The sequence below is a fragment of the Dickeya fangzhongdai genome, assembly GCF_002812485.1.
Lineage (GTDB): Bacteria > Pseudomonadota > Gammaproteobacteria > Enterobacterales > Enterobacteriaceae > Dickeya > Dickeya fangzhongdai.
This window is the reverse complement of the sequence record NZ_CP025003.1, coordinates 2,407,808-2,422,858: the sequence shown is the minus strand read 5'-3', so window position 1 is coordinate 2,422,858 and position 15,051 is coordinate 2,407,808. Positions and strand designations below refer to the sequence as shown.

The following is a 15,051-nucleotide window of genomic DNA, read 5'->3' as shown; positions in this document are numbered from 1 at the left end:
AACGTATCGTGCTGAATGGTGTCAGCATTGAAATTTAGCGAGCATGATCACAAAAAACCGACTAACAACGGGGTATTCTGCCTTCATCGTAACAAGAAGGATTAAAGGCAGCAGATTCTACCGTCAGACCGCCGACGACTTTAGGAATAGGATTGAGAAACCTGAGTTTCTGTTACTAAACAAGGCGATCGCATTCATCGGGAGCGCTTTGAGTCAATGGATAATCACCGCCGCCAAAATCAGGTGCGTCAACCATTATCTATACTGCTTATTTACCGGGCTGACCATTGACTGAAAGAGCTTAACATTACAGGAGTGCATTATGGCCGTAACAAACGTTGCTGAACTTAACGCTTTGGTCGAACGCGTCAAAAAAGCGCAGCAGGAGTTCGCAAATTTCTCGCAGGAGCAGGTCGATCAGATCTTCCGCGCCGCCGCGCTGGCTGCTGCGGATGCCCGTATACCACTGGCGAAAATGGCGGTCGCCGAATCCGGCATGGGTATCATTGAAGACAAAGTGATCAAAAACCACTTCGCTTCCGAATACATCTATAACGCTTACAAGGATGAACAGACCTGCGGCGTGCTGTCCGTCGATGATACGTTCGGCACCATCACGATTGCCGAACCTATCGGCCTTATCTGCGGCATCGTCCCGACCACCAACCCGACCTCCACGGCTATCTTCAAGGCATTGATCAGCCTGAAAACCCGCAACGGCATTATCTTCTCCCCGCATCCGCGCGCCAAAAACGCCACCAACAAAGCGGCGGACATCGTACTGCAGGCTGCTATCGCCGCGGGCGCGCCCCAGGACATCATCGGCTGGATTGATGAACCGTCGGTGGAGCTGTCCAATCAGCTGATGCATCACCCGGATATCAATCTGATCCTGGCAACGGGCGGCCCGGGCATGGTGAAAGCGGCCTACAGCTCCGGTAAGCCGGCCATCGGCGTAGGCGCGGGCAACACCCCGGTAGTGATCGATGAAACGGCCGACATCAAACGCGCCGTAGCATCGATTCTGATGTCAAAAACCTTCGACAACGGCGTGATCTGCGCTTCCGAGCAGTCGGTGATCGTGGTCGATGAAATCTATGATGCCGTACGCGAACGCTTCTCGACCCACGGCGGCTACCTGCTTCAGGGCAAAGAACTCAGCGCGGTACAAGGCATTCTGCTGAAAAACGGCGCGCTCAACGCCGCCATCGTCGGCCAGCCGGCTATCAAGATTGCAGAAATGGCCGGTATTACCGTGCCTGCCAGCACCAAAGTGCTGATCGGTGAAGTGACGAACGCAGACGAGTCCGAACCGTTCGCTCACGAGAAACTTTCCCCGACGCTGGCCATGTACCGGGCGAAAGATTTTGAAGACGCGGTCGACAAAGCAGAAAAACTGGTCGCGATGGGCGGCATCGGCCACACCTCCTGCCTGTACACCGATCAGGACAATCAGGTTCGTCGCGTCAACCATTTTGGCGACAAGATGAAAACCGCGCGTATCCTGATCAACACCCCGGCCTCTCAGGGCGGGATCGGCGATCTGTACAACTTTAAACTGGCGCCGTCGCTGACGCTGGGTTGCGGTTCATGGGGCGGTAACTCCATCTCCGAGAACGTCGGGCCGAAACACCTGATCAACCGTAAAACCGTGGCTAAGCGAGCAGAGAATATGCTGTGGCACAAACTTCCCAAATCTATCTACTTCCGCCGCGGCTCTCTGCCGATCGCGCTGGAAGAAGTTGCGAGCGACGGTGCTAAACGCGCGTTCATCGTTACCGACCGTTTCCTGTTTAATAACGGCTATGTCGACCAGATTACGTCGGTACTGAAACAACAGGGTCTGGATACCGATGTCTTCTTTGAAGTGGAAGCCGACCCGACGCTCAGCGTCGTTCGTAAAGGCGCCGAACAGATGAACGCCTTCAAACCCGACGTCATCATCGCGCTGGGCGGCGGTTCGCCGATGGATGCCGCCAAGATCATGTGGGTCATGTACGAACACCCGGATACCCATTTTGAAGAACTGGCGCTGCGTTTCATGGATATCCGCAAACGTATCTACAAGTTCCCGAAAATGGGCGTGAAAGCCAAGCTGATCGCCGTCACCACCACCTCCGGCACCGGTTCGGAAGTAACGCCGTTCGCCGTGGTGACCGATGACGCCACCGGCCAGAAATATCCGCTGGCGGACTACGCGCTGACCCCGGATATGGCGATTGTGGACGCCAATCTGGTGATGAACATGCCGAAATCGCTGTGCGCGTTCGGCGGCCTGGATGCGGTGACCCACTCGCTGGAAGCCTATGTATCCGTGCTGGCGAACGAATACTCCGACGGACAGGCGCTGCAGGCACTGAAGCTGCTGAAAGAAAACCTGCCGACCAGCTACCATGAAGGCGCAAAAAATCCGGTTGCCCGCGAGCGCGTCCATAACGCGGCGACAATCGCCGGTATCGCCTTCGCTAACGCCTTCCTGGGCGTCTGCCACTCTATGGCGCACAAACTGGGTTCCGAGTTCCATATCCCGCACGGTCTGGCCAATGCCCTGCTGATTAGCAACGTGATCCGCTATAACGCCAACGATAACCCGACCAAACAGACGGCGTTCAGCCAGTACGACCGTCCTCAGGCTCGCCGTCGCTATGCGGAAGTGGCCGACCATCTGGGTCTGAGCGCCGCTGGCGACCGTACGGCGCAGAAAATTGAAAAACTGCTGGCCTGGCTGGAAAGCATGAAGAAAGAGCTGGGGATTCCCACCTCTATTCGTGAAGCCGGCGTACAGGAAGCCGATTTCCTGGCCAAGGTGGATAAACTCTCTGAAGATGCGTTTGACGATCAGTGTACCGGCGCCAACCCGCGTTATCCGCTGATTGCCGAGTTGAAACAAATCCTGCTGGATTCGTTCTACGGCCGTCCGTTTGTCGAACATGCGGTCACCGAGAGCAAAGCGACCCCGGCGGCGGCCAGCGTGCCCGTCAAGGCGGAAAAAGCCGAGAAGAAAGAGAAAAAAGCCGTTAACTGATATCGCTGACGGCAGCATACTCAAAGCCCTGTGCGCACGCGCAGGGCTTTTTTTTGGGGGGGGGGGATTTACCACATCGCGGACAAGAAATAACTCCCCCCGCCGCCATCTCCCGCAGAGATATCATCTACTGAGGTACCATCCGCCGTGAACGCACCGCCATTCCCTGTAATCTGGAATCTGGCGATAAGTACCAGAATGCTCTCTGATAACGGTCCTGACAGCCACGGAGAGCCTTAGGCAGGTAAAGCAAGGTTCGTGCATCAAGCATGCGTATCAGCGCTCAAACGCCCTGCTATCGCGTATACCGTCCGTGTCGCCGATAACCCCGGTAGCAGGTTAATCTATCCTGGCTGTGACAAACGCGGTGGCAGCACCGCTATATCAGTAGAGGGCGGTGAGGGATTATTCGGCTCATAAAGCGAACGGCGCCCCGGAAATCGCATCAATAACACCGGGGAGGAGCGGCTGTGAAAACAACGACAAAAGCGGCAAATACGCATCTGGTAACGAATATTTAATTTATATTATCAATTTTTACCAGAAGCGATAACCGGATAATCGCCGCCACTACCCGGTTATTAATAAGCCCGGCTAAATGCTTAGCCTATATAGATATGGATTATTTCGTTTCAGGTCGGGTCAATCCCAACGCGATTTTATAATGCTTTCGACACACCGATACGTAACTCTCATTTCCGCCGATAACGACTTGCTCGCCTTCAATGACGGGCTTGCCATGCGAATCCACCCGCAATACGTGATTCGCTTTACGCCCGCAATGGCAGACGGTTTTAAGTTCGATCAGTTTGTCTGCCCAGGCCAATAAATAATGACTTCCGCTGAACAATTCCCCGCGGAAATCGGTACGCAGGCCATAACAGAGAACCGGAATGTCTAATTGATCGACAACATCACACAGCGCATTCACTTGTTCACGTGTCAAAAACTGACTTTCATCAATTAACACACAGTGAATAGTTTGCTGACGATGCTCCAGCTCAAGCGTCTGGAATAAGTCTGTCTGTTCGTTAAACAATAACGCCGGTGAAGAGAGACCGATACGGGAACTAACGATGCCGCTTCGCCCGGAACGGTCATCTATTTCAGCCGTAAACACCAGGGTTCGCATTCCCCTTTCCTGGTAGTTATATGAAGACTGTAACAGTGCGGTGGATTTCCCTGCATTCATCGCGGAATAATAAAAATAAAGCTGCGCCATGGCTCCTCGTTCAACGGCATTCACCGGTCAGTAATCGTTAAAATTTATTGTAACATAGGTATTGCCGCTGACGAGGGTTTAGTCGCGCCGCCTCTCGCTCCGCACGCGCCCTGAATCATTCTGTGGTTTAGTAATATAGATAGTTCCATCGTGAGGGTTCAAAGAAACTATCGAGACGCTCCACATGGCTATTTCCGCTGCAGATCGCGCTAACAGAATGTATTAGCTGGCTTGTCCGAAATTTATATTGGTCAGTCAACACGTGATTTCCGTTTTAAATTTGCTAAATTTTAACAACCTGACAATTTTACCTATTGCAGAAAATAAAACGGCACTCTATTATCTCTGTACTGTCACCAATAATATTTATTTTGAGATTAATCCAATGAGCGAAGCACTTAAGATTCTAAACAACATCCGCACCCTGCGCGCCCAGGCAAGAGAATGCAGCCTCGAAACGCTGGAAGAAATGCTGGAAAAGCTGGAAGTCGTGGTGAACGAGCGCCGCGAAGAAGAAAACCAGGCTCAGGCAGAAATTGAAGAACGCACACGCAAATTACAGCAGTATCGTGAAATGCTTATTGCCGATGGCATTGACCCGAACGAATTACTGCAATCTTTGGGTTCAAACAAAGTTGCCGGTAAAGCCAAACGTGCAGCACGCCCGGCTAAATATCAGTACACCGACGAAAACGGCGAGCTGAAAACCTGGACCGGTCAGGGCCGCACCCCGGCAGTCATCAAGAAAGCAATCGAAGAACAAGGCAAGTCTCTGGATGACTTCCTGCTGTAATTTACAGCCCGAGAATAAAAACAAAAACACCCCTCTCAAAGGGGTGTTTTTTTATGCCCTGATTCAGGCACTCCCCCGTACTAACTAAAAGTACAGGGGGGAGAAGATTAATTGGCGTCTTCCTCTATCGCCTCTTTCAGCCACTGGGTAAAGTCTTCACCCAGAGCGTCATGGCGAATACCATATTCCACAAAAGCGGCCATGTATCCCAGCTTATTACCGCAGTCATGGCTTACCCCTTTCAGGTGATAAGCTTCAACGGTTTCTTTTTCCATCAGCATGGCGATAGCGTCGGTCAACTGAATTTCATTACCGGCACCCGGTTCTGTTTTCTTCAATAGATCCCAGATCTGTGCAGACAGCACATAACGCCCGACCACCGCCAAATTAGACGGCGCTTCCGACGCCTTGGGTTTTTCCACCACGCCGACCATCGGTGCGCTGTCGCCCGGTTTTAATTCCACGCCTTTGCAATCCACCACACCGTAACTGCTGACGTTTTCCACCGGCTCAACCATAATCTGGCTATGACCTGTACTATAAAAACGTTGCAGCATTTCGCTCAGGTTGTCTTTTTTCAGATCGGATTCATATTCGTCGATGATCACGTCCGGCAAAATAACCGCCACCGGCTCGTCGCCAACCAGCGGGTGGGCACAAAGTACCGCGTGCCCCAATCCTTTCGCCAGCCCCTGACGGACCTGCATAATAGTGACATGCTCCGGACAAATAGCCTGAACTTCTTTCAGCAACTGGCGCTGAACGCGTTTTTCCAGCATGGCTTCCAGTTCAAAACTGGTATCAAAATGGTTTTCTATTGAATTCTTAGAAGAATGTGTAACTAAAATTATTTCATTGATACCGGCAGCAATACATTCATTAACCACATACTGGATTAACGGCTTATCGACCAGCGGCAGCATTTCTTTGGGAATGGCCTTGGTAGCAGGCAACATACGCGTCCCCAACCCAGCCACTGGAATGACCGCTTTTTTTACTTTTTTATTAACAGTTGACATAAACAACCTCGTATATATCGTTCAAATAATGAGCTTTATTTGTCCGGTGCATAAAACCGCGAAAGTATATCAGGTTCAATGCGCGATGCTCGACCAATCTGGATTCGTGATTAAAAATCATAGGCCACATACTAGGGAATAAAAAATAATAACGATAGATACACCTGGTCTGAAGTGCGGGGAAATTCGCAGCTATCGGATTAGTCTGTAGAAAGCATCAGTCGCAAGCGACCGCCGCTGCCCCACATCTGGCATTGCCATGACTCGCACTGATAACTGAGTTGATTAAGATAAGCGGCTTCCAGCGTGCCTAACGGCACCCCGTTATTTAGCCCGATGTGTTGTTCTTCCACACTCAGGGTGGCATGCAACCCCGCCGAAATCAGGATCAGCCGTTTCAGCTCCCGATGATAGTAACCGACCAGCAAGGGAAACTGCCCTTGCAGATTGGCCTGACGCAATAATTGGTTAACCTGATTGAGTAATACCGGTAATTCGGGCAACCGGCGCTGCTGATGCACCAGATGCTCCTGCAAAAGGCTGTTGAACAGCGCCCGTAACAGCAACGCCGCCAGCACGCCGTGATTATTAGCCGCCTGCGTCACATCAAGACAATAAAACGCCAGGTCGTCCCCGGACAACGCCGCAATATCAAGCACCAGCCCAGGGCGGTCCGCCGCCATTAGTTGCCGATAATTGACCCGGCAGCGCGCCAGCGTCTGCTGAACCGGCGGCTGCAACTGCTCAAGCAGCTTCAACGCCGCACCGGGCGACTGGTTCAGCGTATCCAAGTCATGCATCAGTTGTTCGACTTCATTGGCCTGCGAAGTAAACATCGTCGGGTACAGGCAAGCCATCACCGATTCGCGCAAGCGGGTGTAGTCATGGATAGGTTTGAGCAACACATCCTGAACGCCAAGACGTAATATTCTGGCGATGTCCGCCAGGTGACTGGTGGCGGACACCACCAGCACCGGCGTAGTGATATCGTGCAGCCGCAGCCGCTCGACGAATTCGAAACCGCCCATCATGGGCATGTTGAGATCGCAGATAATCAGATCGGGCGGCTGATGAGCCATTTTCTCCAGCGCATCCTTGCCGTTATCCGCTTCATGCACGTCTGCGCCCAGGGATGTCAGATAACCGGCCAGCACGGAACGGAAAACAGCCTCATCCTCAACAACCAAAATGTGTTTTCCCGTCAGTGGTTGTGCCATCAATGACCCCTTGCACCGCTCATCATCATTCGTTGCCGAATCCTAAATCGGAAATAACCCTATACGCCCCGGTTTACCAGCGGCAACAGCAGCTCCCGCTGTTTTTCCACCGCCAGCCTGCCGGACTCAATAGCTTCTTCCGCCCGATGAAAATCCAGCGTGGCGATTTGCGGACAATAGGGTTGAATCAATACATCCGGAGGATCGCCCGCCATGCGATTCATTTTCAGGCGATTCTCCAATACCTGTATGGAGGTACTCATGATCTCCATCGCGGTAGGCGTCGCTTCCGTCTGTCGACGAAAACGATGAGACAGACGATACCGAAGACGCTGACGCCAGCCGTGCGGCGCGGCAATCGCTTCCGCCTGAGCCGCCGGTCTGGCAGACAGCAAATTATGCTGCTGCAAGCTGGCGTCGTGCTGCAAATCCACCGCAATCACCACATCCGCGCCCATCGCGCGAGTCAATGAAACCGGAACCGGATTAACGACAGCCCCATCCACCAGCCAGTAACCATTGAATTGTACGGGGGACAATAACCCCGGCATACTGCAGGAAGCGCGAACAGCCAAATGTAAGTCCCCTTGCGTTAGCCAAAGTTCCCTTCCCGTACTCAAATTAGTTGCCACTGCTCCATATTTGATAGCACACTCCTCAATATGTTGCGTACGTAGCAAATGCTTTACATGGTTGAAAACGCGATCCCCCCGCAATAATCCGCCGCGCCCCCAGGAGAAGTCCATCAGACGGATGACATCCCAGTAGCGAAAGCCGCACACCCAGTGCTCCATGCTGTCCAGCCGGTGCGTGGCGTAAGCGGCGCCGACCAGCGCCCCCACCGAACACCCCGCCACCACGTCAGGCACAATCCCCAGATCCTCCAGCGCTTTCAGCACGCCGATATGCGCCCATCCCTTAGCCGCGCCGGATCCCAATGCCAGACCGATTGTTACCTTCCGCATGGTATTTCTCCTGTATCTTATTCTAGGCGCTGCCCTGCTGTTATGTATCCGCCAGGCAGGATTATTGCGATACGCGAACCCTATTGGGTAACATAGCTCACGCCTTATCAGTGGCGTCTCAATTATTTAACCTTATTGCAGAGTTTTGCAGGAGATATTGTGTCCGAATGTTGCCCGTGCGGCAGTGATCAGCCTTACGAACACTGCTGCCAGCCCTATCTGCGCGGTGATACCCAGGCTTCGCGCCCTGATCTGTTGATGCGTTCACGGTACAGTGCCTATGTCAAACAGGATGTCGATTATCTGGTCGCCACCTGGCATCCGGATTGCCACGCGGAAAACTGGCGAGCCGACATCGCCGCCAGTTGCGCCGATACACACTGGCTCGGTCTGCGGATACTGGACGTCGCGCCGGGAAAAACGGCGGATGAAGGCTATGTCGAGTTCGCGGCCAGCTACAGCACAACCGAACATCCGGCGCGTCGGGTACTGATGAGAGAACGTTCTCGCTTCCTTCGTTATCGCGATCGCTGGTACTATGTCGACGGCGTTCACCTGCAAACCGGCAGGAACGACGCCTGTCCGTGCGGCTCCGGCAAAAAATACAAAAAGTGCTGTGGACAATAATACTCTCGATTACCGCGATGATTCCGGCATCGCGTAACGGCAACATCTGATTTATGTTTTGGACAGGATCCCAATTCCATGCAATCCCAGAATATCCAAAGAAAAATTTTACGGACAATCTGCCCTGACGCAAAAGGGCTTATCGCCAAGATCACCAACATCTGTTACAAGCACGAGCTGAATATCGTGCAGAACTCGGAATACGTTGATCACCGCACCGGTCGTTTCTTCATGCGTACGGAATTGGAAGGTATCTTCAACGACACTACGCTGCAGGCCGATCTGGACAGCGCCTTACCGGAAGGCTCCGTGCGTGAACTGAGCAGCGCCGGGCGTCGCCGTATCGTGATTCTGGTTACCAAGGAAGCTCACTGTCTCGGCGATCTGCTGATGAAAAGCGCCTATGGCGGTCTGGATGTCGAGATCGCGGCGATAATCGGCAACCACGAAACGCTGCGTACGCTGGTAGAGCGCTTTGATATTCCGTTCCATCTGGTCAGCCACGAGGGCCTGACGCGCGAAGAGCACGATCTGAAAATGATCGCGCAGATCGACCAATACAAACCTGACTATGTGGTGCTGGCGAAATACATGCGCGTGCTGACGCCCGCCTTTGTTCAGCACTACCCCAACCGGGTCATCAACATCCATCATTCGTTCCTGCCGGCGTTTATCGGGGCGCGCCCGTACCATCAGGCTTACGAGCGCGGCGTGAAGATCATCGGCGCCACCGCCCATTATGTAAACGACAGTCTGGATGAAGGCCCGATCATCATGCAGGACGTGATTCACGTCGATCACACTTACACCGCGGACGACATGATGCGCGCCGGTCGCGACGTGGAAAAAAACGTACTCAGCCGGGCGTTGTACCATGTGCTGGCTCAGCGGGTGTTCGTTTACGGCAACCGCACGATTATTCTGCGTTGATTAGCACTTCGCCGCCCTTCGCCTACAATTGCAGCGGGCGGCATAAAAAACCGGCAAACGAACTTGTTTTTGTTTTTTCGGTCTTTACAGGGGCGCGGCATTTGGTATGATGCGCCCCGCTCGACACGAAAGAGCAATCAGGCCAGTGGTGGGGTTCCCGAGCGGCCAAAGGGAGCAGACTGTAAATCTGCCGTCACAGACTTCGAAGGTTCGAATCCTTCCCCCACCACCATCTCTCAAGTCGCTACGACATCCTCACTCCATAGCTTCCCCCTCAAACAAAAAATCACCCGAAAGCGCAGCAAGAAAAACACATCGCGACGTCGCCTCGACCGATTTATCGCACCATGAAGAATCGCCGCGATGACTCTGCGATATTCACATACCGATTTCGCGGTGACAGCACAGCAGAATAACGTGATTACTCTTTCCAGCGTTCCGGCATATAACTGAATACCGGCAACTGCCAGGACCAGAAAATAGCCGCCAGACGCAGCGATAACCCGACAGAGAAAGAGATCAGCTGATTTAGATCGTGGTTGATGCCGATTTCGCGCAGGCCAAGGTAAACCAGCGCCACCAGCAATGAAACGCAGGCGTACAGCTCTTTGCGCAGCACCATCGGCGTCCGGTTGCAGAAAATATCCCGCAAGATCCCACCGAAAATACCGGTGGTAATCCCCGCCATCACCACCACGGTCGGCGAATAACCCAGCTCAATCGCCACATTGCAACCGATAATGGTGAATGCCACCAGCCCCATGGCGTCCAGCACCAGAAACAGCCGGTGCAGATGGTGCATCACGCGCGCAGCCAGCACCGCCAGCAGTCCGGCGCCAATCGTGAGGTAGATATAGACAGGATGCTGAGTCCAGACGATGGGATAGTTACCCAGCAGAATATCGCGCACCGTACCGCCGCCCAGCGCGGTAATAAAAGCGATCATTGAAACACCGAAGATGTCCATGTTGCGGCGGCCCGCAGCCAGCGCGCCGGACATACCCTCAGCGGTAATAGCGATCAGATAGATATAGGTCAGCACACACGTACCCTTGTGAAATGTGCCCCTCCCTCTGTCCTTTTACCTGAGAGTTTACGCGGTAAAACCGCTTGCCCCTTCGGTGGGTTGTCTGGCAACCGCTCTCCAGTTGGCGTCATAGAAATGTGCAGTAAGGTAGCCTGAGCGATTATGGGAGTTTGCGCCTTCGGCGGGAAGGCGTGTCGTGACATTCGTGACATATAGTGCCTTCCGCTCTCCTGCAAGCCGCGGAGTATACGGGCTATCGCCGCCCGGTTCAACCAGCCATCACCGATAGTTATGACTGCTGATACAGCAGCGTAGCCGCCGTGACTCGACTCCCGCCTTTCTGCTAACATCGGGGCACGTTTTTTTAACAACGGCAGCGAACATGAAGTTTGTTTCTTTCAATATCAACGGGCTGCGCGCCCGACCACACCAGTTGGCCGCAATCATCAAACAACATCAGCCTGATGTGATCGGTCTGCAGGAAACCAAAGTCCACGACGATATGTTTCCGCTCGAAGAGGTGAAACAGTTTGGTTATCACGTCTTCTACCACGGGCAGAAAGGCCACTACGGCGTTGCGCTGCTGATCAAAGCCGAGCCGCTGGCGGTCCGTCGCGGATTCCCCACGGACGAAGAAGACGCCCAGCGCCGTATCATCATGGCGGACCTGGCGACGCCGCTCGGCACGCTGACCGTGGTCAACGGCTACTTTCCACAAGGCGAAAGCCGCGACCACCCGGTGAAATTCCCGGCCAAGACCCGTTTCTATCAGGATTTGCAGCATTATCTTGACCAGCACCATCAGGCGGACCAGCCGGTGCTGATTATGGGTGACATGAACATCAGTCCGACCGATCTGGATATCGGTATTGGCGAGGACAATCGTAAACGCTGGCTGCGCACCGGCAAGTGCTCATTCCTGCCGGAAGAGCGCGAATGGATGGAACGGCTGAAAAACTGGGGATTGGTCGATACCTTCCGCGCCGCCAATCCCGAGTGTCAGGACCGGTTTTCGTGGTTTGATTACCGCTCGGCCGGGTTTGACGACAACCGCGGCCTGCGCATCGACCTGATTATGGCCACGGCACCGCTGGCCAGCCGCTGCGCGGCCACCGGTATCGATTATGCGATTCGGGGAATGGAAAAACCTTCCGACCACGCGCCGGTGTGGGCGGAATTCACGCTCTGATGACGCGATCGGGGCTGCAAGCAGCCCCGCTATCACCACGTACGTTTACTGCTGTTCTTTGATGATACGCCACACCAGATTGTTGGTGCCGAGATTACCCTTGTCGCGCTGACATTGCAGCAACACGCCTTCCGCCCTCACCACCGAGCCTTCAGAGTAGTTTCTGTTCTGATAAATGCAGCAGCTCATGCAATTAACCTGAGCTTCACGCTGCACGTTGCCGCCATTGCCGTTCCCCCAGATCACCTGAGGAGGAACCGGCACCACCACCTCGGTGTTGGTGCTGCCCTGCGTTGTGGATACCGTGCCGTGGGTACTGCTGCCATTACCCGGCAGCACCACAGGATTCCCCTGCGTAATCACCGTGGTTTGCGTCGCCGCCTGCGCAGCGGAAGATAACAACAGGCCTGTTGCCATCAGGAAGGTGCCCCATGCTTTCATCTGCGTTACTCCTTTGTGCTGGCTGAACGTGACTGGCGACGTTTCCGCCCCGCGGGCGGAGAACGTTTAACCGGCGGTAATCCTCTGAATGCCGTGATATTACCACTTTGCCGGGCCTGCTGAATAAGTTCATACAGCGACTGGGTCAGAGGCTGCATGAAATCCTGATAGCGGCAGCGCTTTTCGCTGATCTGCGTCAGCGTGGCCTCCCAGTGCGCCGTCATGTCCGGGTGCGCCGCCATCGGCGGCAAAGCGTGAATCAACGCTTTGCCCGCATCAGTGGAATGAATATAACGCCCTTTTTTGATCAGAAACGCGCGTTTAAACAGAAGCTCGATAATGCCTGCGCGCGTGGCTTCGGTGCCCAACCCGTCGGTTTCGCGCAGGATTTTCTTCAACGCCTTATCCTGCACAAAGCGGGCGATACCGGTCATGGCGGACAACAAGGTTGCATCGGTGAAGTGTCGGGGCGGCTGAGTCTGCCGTTCCACTACCTCGCCCCGCTCGCACAAAAGTTCATCATCTTTTGCCACTACCGGCAACGGCATCCCCTCGTTTTCCTCATCCCGCTCTTTGTTGCCAAGCAGCGTTCGCCAGCCTGCCTCAGCCAGAAATCGCGCCTTGGCGACAAACTTGCCGCCGGCGATATCCAGATCGATAACGCATTTACGAAACACCGCATCCGCGCAAAACTGCATCAGGTACTGCCGGGCAATCAGCCCATAGACCTGGCTTTCATGTTCCGTCAACGAGGTGCGGGCGCTGCGCGCCGTGGGAATAATGGCGTGGTGGGCATCGACCTTGCCGTCATCCCAGCAGCGGTTGCGGCGCTCGGGATCAACGGCAGGCTGCGGCAACAAATCCGGCTGATGCGCTGCAATCGCGTTCAGCACCGCCTGTCGCCCGGCAAAATGCTCTTCCGGCAGATAACGGCAATCCGAACGCGGATAGGTGATCAACTTGTGCGTTTCATACAGCCGCTGGCAAACATCCAGCACCTGCTGGGCGCTAAGGCCAAAGCGTTTGGCGGCTTCAATCTGCAGAGCGGAAAGAGAATACGGCAGCGGCGCGGTTTCCGATTCCCGTTTATCATTATAGGCGGTAACCCTCGCCGGTTGCCCTTCGATGCGTTTGACGACGTGCTCGGCCAGCGGGCGATGCAGTAACCGCCCTTCTTCGTCCTGATACGGTTCGCAGGATTCACTGGGCTGCCACAAGGCGACAAACCGCTCGTCGGCCGGGGTGACGATATGCGCCTTAACCTCGAAATAGTCGCGGGCCACAAAATTGTCGATCTCTTCGTCACGCCGCACCACCAGCCCCAGCACCGGCGTCTGCACCCGACCGACCGATAGCACGCCTTCGTAACCGGCGTTTCGTCCCAGCAGGGTATAAGCACGGGTCATGTTGATGCCGTACAGCCAGTCGGCGCGCGAGCGGGCCAGCGCGGAGACGCACAGCGGAACGAATTCCCGGTTTTCACGCAGGCGCGACACCGCCCGCTCCACCGCCTGCGGATTCAGGTCGTTGATCAGGCAGCGGCTCACATGCTGACGCTTTTCTTCCGGCAGCGCCAGATACTCCAGCACTTCGTCCACCAGTAACTGTCCTTCGCGATCCGGGTCGCCGGCATGAATGATTTCATCGGCCTGAGTCAGTAATTTTTTTATAACATTCAGCTGTTTGCTGACAGACGGTCGCGGCTGCAACAGCCATTTCTGCGGCACAATCGGCAGATCCGCCAGCGACCAGCGCGCATAACGGGCGTCGTACACATCCGGTTGCGCCTGTTCCAGCAGGTGCCCCACGCACCAGGTCACGACATCCTGTTCGCCACAGGCAATAAAGCCATCGCTGCGTCGCTGCGGTTTGGGCAGCACATCGGCAATGGCTCTGGCAAGACTGGGTTTTTCCGCAATAAACAGTCGCATGTCACACCGCAAGGCAGAACGGATATTTCCTGACGCGCGCACCGTCAGGAGCGCGAATCAGGGGAAACATCGTCAATACAGAAATTAGAAATAGCTGACAAACTTCGCGCTATCAACGGGCGTGATCGCGGCGGAGGCTTTAAGCTGAGGCGTCCCTAAATAAAGGAAACCGACAATTTCATCCTGCGCACGGCAGCCAAAGGCGTCGCGCACCAGCGGATGATGAGTCCAGGCGCCGCTGCGCCAGATACCGTTGAACCCCTGCGCCAGCGCCGCCATTTGCATTGCCTGCACCGCGCAGCCGGCGGATACGACCTGTTCCCAGTGCGGAACTTTAGGATTTTCCTCACAGTGCGCGACAACGGTAATGATCATCGGGGCGCGGAATGGCGCCTGACGCGCTTTTTCAACCGCGGCCTCGTCCAGATTATCCTGCAATGCCGCGCTGACCAGCAGATCGCTGAAGCGGGATAACCCCTCATCCTGAATAAGGGAGAAACGCCACGGCTGCAGCGCGCCATGGTCCGGCGCCCGCAGGCCCGCGCGCAGAATATTCTCCAGCGCGTCGCCCGCCGGCGCAGGTGCCGCCAGACGGGACGCCGAACGACGATTCAGTAGCAATTCCAGAGCATCCATCACATCTCTCCTGTCATGAAAATCTGCTG

13 protein-coding genes, 1 tRNA gene and 1 riboswitch are annotated in these 15,051 nt (G+C 54.7%); of the genes, 6 read left to right on the top strand and 8 right to left on the bottom strand.

Annotation, left to right across the window (positions count from 1 at the left end):
- The first annotated feature begins 322 nt into the window (after positions 1-322).
- The gene (adhE, locus tag CVE23_RS10905; protein WP_100849529.1) at positions 323-3,025 is read left to right on the top strand and encodes a bifunctional acetaldehyde-CoA/alcohol dehydrogenase; all 2,703 of its coding nucleotides are present in this window, start codon (positions 323-325) and stop codon (positions 3,023-3,025) included.
- A 622-nt stretch (positions 3,026-3,647) separates the two neighbouring features.
- Here the strand turns inward: adhE and CVE23_RS10900 are convergent.
- Positions 3,648-4,247, bottom strand: coding sequence for a thymidine kinase (locus CVE23_RS10900; RefSeq protein ID WP_038918996.1), 600 nt, complete (start codon positions 4,245-4,247; stop codon positions 3,648-3,650).
- 385 nt (positions 4,248-4,632) lie between these two features.
- Between CVE23_RS10900 and hns the strand changes: the two genes are divergently transcribed.
- Complete coding sequence (gene hns, locus CVE23_RS10895; protein WP_038668517.1) at positions 4,633-5,040, top strand: histone-like nucleoid-structuring protein H-NS; 408 nt, start codon at positions 4,633-4,635, stop codon at positions 5,038-5,040.
- A gap of 107 nt (positions 5,041-5,147) precedes the next feature.
- Here hns and galU read toward each other — a convergent pair whose 3' ends face one another.
- The 3 genes from galU to rssA form a co-directional block, all read right to left on the bottom strand.
- Positions 5,148-6,059 (bottom strand): UTP--glucose-1-phosphate uridylyltransferase GalU, encoded by a 912-nt coding sequence (gene galU, locus CVE23_RS10890; RefSeq protein WP_038918995.1) that lies wholly within the window; start codon positions 6,057-6,059, stop codon positions 5,148-5,150.
- 200 nt (positions 6,060-6,259) lie between these two features.
- Complete coding sequence (rssB, locus tag CVE23_RS10885) at positions 6,260-7,276, bottom strand: two-component system response regulator RssB (RefSeq protein WP_038658867.1); 1,017 nt, start codon at positions 7,274-7,276, stop codon at positions 6,260-6,262.
- Positions 7,277-7,335: 59 nt separating this feature from the next.
- Entirely contained in the window at positions 7,336-8,241 is a 906-nt protein-coding gene (rssA, locus tag CVE23_RS10880) for a patatin-like phospholipase RssA (RefSeq protein ID WP_038918994.1), read from the bottom strand.
- Between the two features lie 159 nt (positions 8,242-8,400).
- On the opposite strand from rssA, the gene CVE23_RS10875 reads away from it, so the two are divergent.
- From CVE23_RS10875 to CVE23_RS10865, 3 genes are all read left to right on the top strand, one after another.
- On the top strand, positions 8,401-8,868 hold the full coding sequence (locus CVE23_RS10875) for a YchJ family protein (protein WP_038918992.1): 468 nt from the start codon (positions 8,401-8,403) through the stop codon (positions 8,866-8,868).
- A 78-nt stretch (positions 8,869-8,946) separates the two neighbouring features.
- Positions 8,947-9,798 carry a formyltetrahydrofolate deformylase gene (gene purU / locus CVE23_RS10870; RefSeq protein ID WP_038918991.1) on the top strand — a complete coding sequence of 284 codons (852 nt, stop codon included), beginning with the start codon at positions 8,947-8,949 and terminating at the stop codon, positions 9,796-9,798.
- 147 nt (positions 9,799-9,945) lie between these two features.
- Positions 9,946-10,030: transfer RNA gene (locus tag CVE23_RS10865), tRNA-Tyr, on the top strand.
- Positions 10,031-10,219: 189 nt separating this feature from the next.
- Here the strand turns inward: CVE23_RS10865 and CVE23_RS10860 are convergent.
- Positions 10,220-10,840 (bottom strand): trimeric intracellular cation channel family protein, encoded by a 621-nt coding sequence (locus tag CVE23_RS10860; RefSeq protein ID WP_038658878.1) that lies wholly within the window; start codon positions 10,838-10,840, stop codon positions 10,220-10,222.
- A gap of 21 nt (positions 10,841-10,861) precedes the next feature.
- Positions 10,862-10,956: riboswitch (glycine riboswitch) on the bottom strand.
- Positions 10,957-11,207: 251 nt separating this feature from the next.
- Here CVE23_RS10860 and xthA point away from each other — a divergent pair.
- A complete protein-coding gene (gene xthA, locus CVE23_RS10855; protein ID WP_100849528.1) occupies positions 11,208-12,014 on the top strand; it encodes an exodeoxyribonuclease III in 807 nt (268 codons plus the stop codon).
- Positions 12,015-12,059: 45 nt separating this feature from the next.
- On the opposite strand, the gene CVE23_RS10850 is transcribed toward xthA, so the two are convergent.
- The 3 genes from CVE23_RS10850 to CVE23_RS10840 all read right to left on the bottom strand — a co-directional run bounded on the left by CVE23_RS10850 (position 12,060) and on the right by CVE23_RS10840 (position 15,022).
- Positions 12,060-12,455, bottom strand: coding sequence for a DUF1496 domain-containing protein (locus CVE23_RS10850; RefSeq protein ID WP_049853958.1), 396 nt, complete (start codon positions 12,453-12,455; stop codon positions 12,060-12,062).
- Between the two features lie 5 nt (positions 12,456-12,460).
- Positions 12,461-14,386: a DNA topoisomerase III gene (locus tag CVE23_RS10845; protein WP_038918989.1), complete on the bottom strand. Its 1,926-nt coding sequence runs from the start codon at positions 14,384-14,386 to the stop codon at positions 12,461-12,463.
- 84 nt (positions 14,387-14,470) lie between these two features.
- Complete coding sequence (locus tag CVE23_RS10840) at positions 14,471-15,022, bottom strand: NAD(P)H nitroreductase (protein WP_038918988.1); 552 nt, start codon at positions 15,020-15,022, stop codon at positions 14,471-14,473.
- Positions 15,023-15,051 lie beyond the last annotated feature (29 nt).

Excerpts from the sequence above, each read along its gene's own strand:
- purU (WP_038918991.1), top strand. The coding sequence starts at position 8,947 with ATGCAATCCCAGAATATCCAAAGAAAAATTTTACGGACAATCTGCCCT.
- CVE23_RS10840 (WP_038918988.1), bottom strand. The coding sequence starts at position 15,022 with ATGGATGCTCTGGAATTGCTACTGAATCGTCGTTCGGCGTCCCGTCTG.
- xthA (WP_100849528.1), top strand. The coding sequence starts at position 11,208 with ATGAAGTTTGTTTCTTTCAATATCAACGGGCTGCGCGCCCGACCACAC.
- CVE23_RS10900 (WP_038918996.1), bottom strand. The coding sequence starts at position 4,247 with ATGGCGCAGCTTTATTTTTATTATTCCGCGATGAATGCAGGGAAATCC.
- adhE (WP_100849529.1), top strand. The coding sequence starts at position 323 with ATGGCCGTAACAAACGTTGCTGAACTTAACGCTTTGGTCGAACGCGTC.
- rssB (WP_038658867.1), bottom strand. The coding sequence starts at position 7,276 with ATGGCACAACCACTGACGGGAAAACACATTTTGGTTGTTGAGGATGAG.
- CVE23_RS10845 (WP_038918989.1), bottom strand. The coding sequence starts at position 14,386 with ATGCGACTGTTTATTGCGGAAAAACCCAGTCTTGCCAGAGCCATTGCC.
- hns (WP_038668517.1), top strand. The coding sequence starts at position 4,633 with ATGAGCGAAGCACTTAAGATTCTAAACAACATCCGCACCCTGCGCGCC.
- galU (WP_038918995.1), bottom strand. The coding sequence starts at position 6,059 with ATGTCAACTGTTAATAAAAAAGTAAAAAAAGCGGTCATTCCAGTGGCT.
- CVE23_RS10850 (WP_049853958.1), bottom strand. The coding sequence starts at position 12,455 with ATGAAAGCATGGGGCACCTTCCTGATGGCAACAGGCCTGTTGTTATCT.
- rssA (WP_038918994.1), bottom strand. The coding sequence starts at position 8,241 with ATGCGGAAGGTAACAATCGGTCTGGCATTGGGATCCGGCGCGGCTAAG.